The organism is Pseudomonas sp. MD195_PC81_125, assembly GCF_014060985.1.
In the GTDB taxonomy this organism is placed as follows: Bacteria; Pseudomonadota; Gammaproteobacteria; order Pseudomonadales; family Pseudomonadaceae; genus Aquipseudomonas; species Aquipseudomonas parakoreensis.
Window position 1 is genome coordinate 1 of the sequence record NZ_JABULD010000200.1, and the last position, 6,898, is coordinate 6,898.

A 6,898-nucleotide genomic window follows, 5' to 3' on the forward strand; every position below is an offset into this window, starting at 1 on the left:
GCGTTGCCGCACAAAGGGATTGATGAAGTTTTCCGGATAGTATGCGATCAACGTCAGCGCCGCCCAGTCGGGGTAATTGCTGTACAGCTCCCAGAGTTTCAAGTGTTCTGTCGGGAAAACCGTGTCTCTGTAACCCGGCTCAAGCTTGCGATAGGCCGCATGGATGAATTGCTGCGCGCAACTGGTCGCCTCGGCGACCCACGAGCTTTGCACCGGGTAGTTGTCCAGCGGATCCATGCGCAATAACTCGAACAGGTCCTGCGGCGTTTTCACGAAAGAGTAATTTTCCCTGGCAGCCTGACCGATGCAGTAATCGACCAATGCTGCGCGGCGCTTTTCCAACAAGGGTGACAACTTGCGTTGAGTCATGGTCTTGTCCTGAGTCGTGGGGTTAACGCTGCGTCAACCAACGCTGTCATTGGAGAATCGGGGCTTCGGTGAAAGTGACCGGGTCAAAATCTATTTGGTGGTTATTGGCTTCGCAGCGCACGCTGAAAATGAACGTGCCACCGGACGGACTCGACACGTACACCCGTGTAACCCCCTCGGCATCGGCATAATTCTGTTCGGGACGGATCACCGCCGTGCCGCTGCTGCCGCTGGCCGGTCTGGCAAACCAGCGCACCAGACGATTGCGTCCGGGGTTTCGATAGTTGTCGCGCAGCGTGGCGTACAACGCGATTTCCTGCCCCGCAGGAACCGGCTCCAACGGCACCAGAGACGTTAATGGTGCCGGGAAGAAAAGCGTATCGGGGTCATCGGCGATGTTGATGGTCGGGGCCTGTTGCGCGTCGATCAGGTCAAGCCAGAACAGCGGCGTTTCCTGCCCCATGACCTTGCCCGGCAGATACTCGACCGTTACCGTTCCATCGACTTCAGTGGCCTTGGGCACAATCGTGCCGAGGCTCACTTGCCAGTACACATTGACGCCACTCAGTGGCCGCTTGTCGGCATCGCGCAGCGTCACGATAAACATCACTTTCTCGTCGTCCTTGCCGGCCACCGCCTCAGTCTTGTCCACCACACAGGTCATGGTGACCAGCGGTTGCGTCACCTCATCGGCGAAGGTCACCACCGACTCGCGGCTGTCTGAAAGGCTGAGCAGCGCACGCTCGGCGGCGAACCGGTACGCATCCTTGTTGACGTCTTCCGGCAGACTGCCCACGAGGAAAATCGTCAGGGCGTCCATGCCGCTGTGCCGGGCCAAGACGCGGATGCGCATCAGCAAATCGAGCTGGGGCAGTGTCTTGAGAATGTTCAACGTCGGGTCGATACGGCTGACACACTCACGCACCTCCTGCACGCTCCAGTCGAAAAACGCCGCCAGTCGCAACGCGGCCGCTTCCTGTGCCAAGCGCAACGCGTCGCCTGTCAGAGGGCTGGGCAATGCATTGACCTGACGCAGGTAATCGAGCAGTTTGCCGGCCGGTTGCGCGCTCAGCTCGAAGGCCCGACCCAGTGTGCTCAGGTAATACAGGGTACGGATAGACAGCAGATGTCGATCGTTCTGAGCCATCCAGGCCTTATGGCCGTACTGCAGAAAGTCTTCGAGCAACACCGCAGACAGATCCAGCTGGTTCGTCACGGCGCTGCGACGTCGCACGTCAGCCAACAAGCTCAGCAGCGGGTCGGGTTGTTCAGAGGCACGTGCAGCGCGCCTGAGCGCATCAGCCGCATCACGATCGGCACGCGCGCTGACCTGAGACAGCAATTGATAAACGGTGGACTGTGCCCAGGTCAGCATCAGCAATCCGCGTTCGATATCAAGGCCGGTGTACGCCACCAGACACTCCCTGACGACCGAGACCTGCGCTTCCCGCGCCTGCAACAGCACGCCGAGCATGCGCTCGACAAGAACGCTCCGAACGGCGTCTTCGCTCTCGCCCAGCCCTTCCCTGATGGCCTGGTCGAAGATTTCCCTGGCCAGGCTCAGGTATTGGGCCTCGGGTAATTGCAGATCGATGATCAACCCCCTGTCGTCGACCAGCTCGGTCAGCAAATGCAGCCAGTCCAGCCCTTCCAGCGAGGGCACGCCAGCCATCGACAACCCGGCATTGTTGAACAGCGTCGCCGGCAGCAGGTTGAGAATCTGCTCAAACAACCGACGCTCAGCCTGCGTGGCTACCGCCAGCGCCTGCAGCGGTGCCACGTGGTTCAACGTCCACAGCACAGGGATTTCGCGATCCCTGCACCAGGATACACAGGCGTGCAGGGCATCAATCAGATTGAGCACGTCCGGTGGGGTTTGGCTTTCGAGTCGTGTGTACAGGCGCGGTACACCTGCCAGCCCGTCGACCCAGCGCTCGCCACCCAGCAGGGTCAGCATCAACACCCCTTCGACCGGGGTAATGCCCAATAACCGTGGCAACTTCACCAAACGGTAGAAACTCGAAATGACTGCCGGGGTGCGCCTGAGCGTGCCGTTGAACCCGTGTGCCCGTTCGATCGCGACCGCAAGGTAGGCATATGTCTGCAGATCGATAGCCAATCCGCTGCACAACTGGCTGATCGTCAGCGCCGTCCCGGACTGTGCCGGCAGCGTCGCAAATGCTTCGCCGTCCAGCACCAGGGGCTGACGATAATTGCCCTGGCTGTTGAAGGTACGATCGAACAGTGACAGGGCATCGGCACGGCCGTAAATCGGGATTTCATCGAGAAATGCCGCGAAGTCCTCTGCCGAACAGCCATAGCGTTCACGCAGCGACTGAAACAAGCCGAGGGCCTGCACCTGATGGGTGGAAATCCACCACGGGTCTGCCCGTTGCGCCTGACGTGTCTCTGCCCTGATCGCCGCCGTCAACAACGCGTCCACCTGCTCGCTGGGCAGTTCCAGCCATCGATCCAGACGCAACTTGCGATTCATTCGTTCGTAGCGGTCAATGGTGGCCGGGTCTTGTGTAAAACGATGCAGAAAAGTTGTGCTGTCTTCACTGTAAACAATGCCGAGTGCCGGGCTGGTCGCGGCATTGAGGTACACCGAGCCGGATCGCTGGCTCTCGTCAGCGCCCGGTTGCTCGCTTTCATACACAGTGACGTTGGCCGAACGCGTCGGGGCGAATTCGCGAATCGACAGCAACGACTCGATATCACGGGTGTCCAGCCCTGTTTGCTGGCCAAAGAACTTCACCTGATTGAGGTCCTGCCAATCTTCTACGGTCGTACCAAAGTTGCGTTGGTAATATTCGAGTTTGTTTGCCTCGTCAGTGGGCGCCTCCGTCAACAGTTCACGCTGGTAGGGCCCCAACCGCGACGCATGGGTAAAGGCGCGACCGGCATCGTTGTCCCACGCCTCGGGCTGCAGGAAGTAGGGATAGGCCAAATCCACCATCTGGACGATATTGCCCACCGACAAGCCATGTTCCCGGGCGACAAAATCAAGCGTGACCCAGTGCTGGTAGTACGGCAGACCGTTGGGATAACGGGTCTGGATCAACGCCTCTTCGAGGTCAGTGGCGTTATCGTTTTCCTCGATGAACGTTTCGAGTACCGGGACGATGATGTCCAGCGCCGACACCGCCTGATGCACGGCATTGAAGTCAACCCGCAGCCTCTTCAGATCCTGCCGACGCTCATGCAAATCGAGCTTATCGGCGCTGCCCATGGGGAGTATTTTCTCTTCGATCCAGCGCAACAGCTCAATCAGGTAGGCCACCGGGGAGACGATTGACTCCAGTGCCTGCGGCGGGCACATGGCATCGAAATCTGGCGAGAACAGCTGCTCGTAGCTTGGCCCATCGACCCTCGACAACAGACCGCTCCCGGGGCGGGTGACCCGGGCGTTCGAACCGCTCAACGAATGTTCAATGAACTGGCGCCGGACAAACACCGCCAGGCTGTTGGCCCTGCGTAAAAAGGTCTGCGCATCGTCGGGGCTCAACCGGTAATGCCTGACCAGCCCCTGAACGCCTTGTTCGACCAGCGGAAAAACCGAACCACCGTTTTCCAGGTGATCACAAAAATCGGCGTAGGTTTCGCGCTGTTCGTCACTGAATACCTGTCTCAGCCACTGCTGCACCGGGCGGATCAAAGGCTCGGTCATGGTCGGGCTCCCGGAGCAATCGACGTGATCTCGAAACGCTCGCTTTCAACCCAGTCGGATACGGTCGAGCCATCCGCAGCGTCAGTGATGGTCTGCTGGAATCGACACCACTGGCCGCCAGGCAGCAGGGGCTGCGTTGCCTCGCCGCTCCAGCCTTGAGCAGTGACGGCAATGCCTGCGCTCAGCACGGTGTCAGGGTTGAACCAAGGCACAACGCAGCCGACACCCGTGCGTCCCTTGCCGACGAAACGCAGCGGATTTTCGACCCGGAATCCCGGTGCCGGCTCATCGATAGCTGGCAAATAGGTGCCCAGTACCACTGGAAGTGCAGCCGAGGCGGCAGAGTCGAAATCATCACGCGAAGCCACCGCCACCAGATTCGCAGGGCCGACGGACTGCCCCGTTTCCAGCGTCAGTGACCAGGTACGGTCCTCAAGCACCGGGGCGCTTGCGCGCGTCGTACCCCTGCTGCCTGTCAACGTCACAAGCACGGTGTCGCCCGGATAGCCAAAGCCGGACACCACGACCTGACGACCGATGTGCACGCCGCGTCCGGGGCTTTCGATCACCGGGGCGGCAGGCACCACTTTGTAAGTGCGCGGAGGACTTTCCCTGGACGCGTGGGTCTCGAAGAATTGCCGGCCCTTTACGGTGTAGTTGCCGACCGGCAACGTTACCTCGGCACGCCATTCGCCCACAAAGTTGACCGGGACTTTATCGAGCAGGATTTCACTGGGATTTTCACGCCAGATCGTCACTTGACCAAAGGGTTCGGCGGTGCCCGAAAGCGTCGAGGTCCGGGCCAGCGATTGATTCGGTGCCGGCACCTCGATGACCGGCGGCACCAGCACGACAAAATAGCTGCGCACGGCACTGGGCAAAGAAGGTCTGCCCGCGATGGTTTGCACGGCATCGATCTGGTATTTGCGATACTCGAGCCTTTTCAGTTCGACGAACCAGGCGCCATGAGTGGTCAGCCGTTTCGGCTCACCCAGATTCCGCCCGAATTGCGCATCCCGCAGTTGCAACGTCGCACCGTTGTAGCCGTTGATTCCGCGCACGGTCATGTTGTAGTGGGTGTCTGTGTTTTCAGTCGGCTCGGTGATCACCAGTTGCTCCGGGCTGACTGTAAACGCTTGAGAAACGGGTGGCGATGGGCGCCCGGCAACGCTCTGGATCACCGTCACGGTGTGCTGCTTGTCCGGGGCGAATCCCGCTTCGCGCTTGAAGGTCCATGTGCCGCTGGTGCCGACCGGCCGGTGCTCGTTCGCGCTGTCGCTGTATTTCAGGCTCAGCGTCGCGCCGGGCCAGCAGGTGCCGGAGATTTTCGGTGACAGTCCATCGTCCTCGACATCAGTGATAACGGGAGCCAGCAGCGGCACGGTGATTGTCATTTCCACCGCGGCGGAAGCGAGCGCACCGTCCTTCTGCACCAACAACACAACCTTGGTGGTGTTCGGCTCCCAGACTGCAGAGGCCCGTGCCGACCACCCTTGCGCCGTGACCGGTGCAGGCGGTGCGATCGGCGCGCCGGTTGCCTTGTCCGTCACGTGCACCGTCGCGCCACTGACCCCCTTGCCAGTCAGGACCGGCGTGTAATCGACCACCGTACAAGCCAGCTCAGTCGGCGCCGGAAAACGGTCGATATTGATGATCCGCTCCACCGCAGGCGACACCGCTTCACCCAGTTTTTGCACGACTTTCACCGTGCGCGTCGAACCGGGCGCCCAAGCCTGAGTAGCCCGGGTCAACCAGCCTTGCGCCGTGACGGTGGTTGCCGGAGCAACCGCACTGCCATCGGCCTTGTCGGTAACCTCGACCGAAGCGTTGATAAAGCCCTTTCCGGTGAAGGTCGGGGTGTAATTGGAAACGGTGTGAGTCACCTCCGTGGGCGCCGGCAACTCTGATGAAGTCCTGAACAGGTACTCGTGGGAGGGAATCCAGCCTCCGGCGTTATCGGAAACTTTCTGCACGACCTTCAAATTGTAAACGCCGAAGGGCCATTTCTGTGAGGTCGTTCTCCAACTGCCTGCGGTCACGACTACGACAGGCGGCGGTGTCGCCTCTTCCGGGCCGTTGACGATGGTGATCTCAACCGTGGCGCCGGTAAAACCTGCGCCGGAAAACTCGATGGTGGTGAGGGTTGGATAGGTGACGCTGACGGAGGTCAGTGCAGGGGGGCGGATTTTTGAACGAGCGCGGCAAACTTACATCGGAAGTGACGCCTGACAGCGTCTGCCGCGCAACAATCGTAAAGCTGCCCGGCGGCATGTCTTGAGTGAACGCAGTGACCTGCCATTGTCCGTTGCTTTCTGCTGTGCCCTGGCCAATCTTGAATGAATGTTCCAAATCCTTTAGGACTTCGACAACGGCACCTGAAACAGCCCTCCCCCCCGCTATCGGACCTCTCGGATCGGTCACTGCTGATTCGGATGGCGTCGTGATTGTCGGCCGCAGAAGCAAGGTGAAATATTGCGTTGCAGTCCAGTCATTCAGCCCGCGGTGACCAGCCTGCATTTCGACCAGACCACCGTTAGGATAATTATCCTGGTTGAACGGGGCCTCCCATGTGCGGTTGGATTTAACAAGTGCTGTTGCATGTAAAACACCACCGCCGGGTTTCATCACGTCAATTGTTTTTCCCGGCGTACCCCGTCCGGTAATCAATAGTTGAGCGCTGGCGCGTACCACTGCTCCTGGTGACGGGGAATCGATGACCGGAGCCACTTTCAAAACCACAGTCATCAGATTGGATCTAGAGGATGAGTATGTGCCGACTTTCTGAATGGCATAATAAGTCAGTGGCTGTGTTTCAACAGGCAGACTGATATTAGCCGTCCAACTACCACCGACCCGAAT

4 protein-coding genes are annotated in these 6,898 nt (G+C 59.7%); all 4 read right to left on the reverse strand.

All coding sequences use genetic code 11. The features are described from left to right. A partial coding sequence (locus HT737_RS08585; protein WP_182402219.1) for a neuraminidase-like domain-containing protein occupies positions 1-369 on the reverse strand: 369 nt, incomplete at its 3' end. Positions 370-415: 46 nt separating this feature from the next. Then, positions 416-4,039: a Tc toxin subunit A gene (locus tag HT737_RS08590; protein WP_182402221.1), complete on the reverse strand. Its 3,624-nt coding sequence runs from the start codon at positions 4,037-4,039 to the stop codon at positions 416-418. Further along, positions 4,036-6,021, reverse strand: coding sequence for a hypothetical protein (locus HT737_RS08595; RefSeq protein ID WP_182402223.1), 1,986 nt, complete (start codon positions 6,019-6,021; stop codon positions 4,036-4,038). The genes HT737_RS08590 and HT737_RS08595 overlap by 4 nt, the downstream gene beginning before the upstream one ends. A gap of 109 nt (positions 6,022-6,130) precedes the next feature. Next, a partial coding sequence (locus HT737_RS08600) for a hypothetical protein (protein ID WP_182402225.1) occupies positions 6,131-6,898 on the reverse strand: 768 nt, incomplete at its 5' end.

Excerpts from the sequence above, each read along its gene's own strand:
- HT737_RS08590 (WP_182402221.1), bottom strand. The coding sequence starts at position 4,039 with ATGACCGAGCCTTTGATCCGCCCGGTGCAGCAGTGGCTGAGACAGGTA.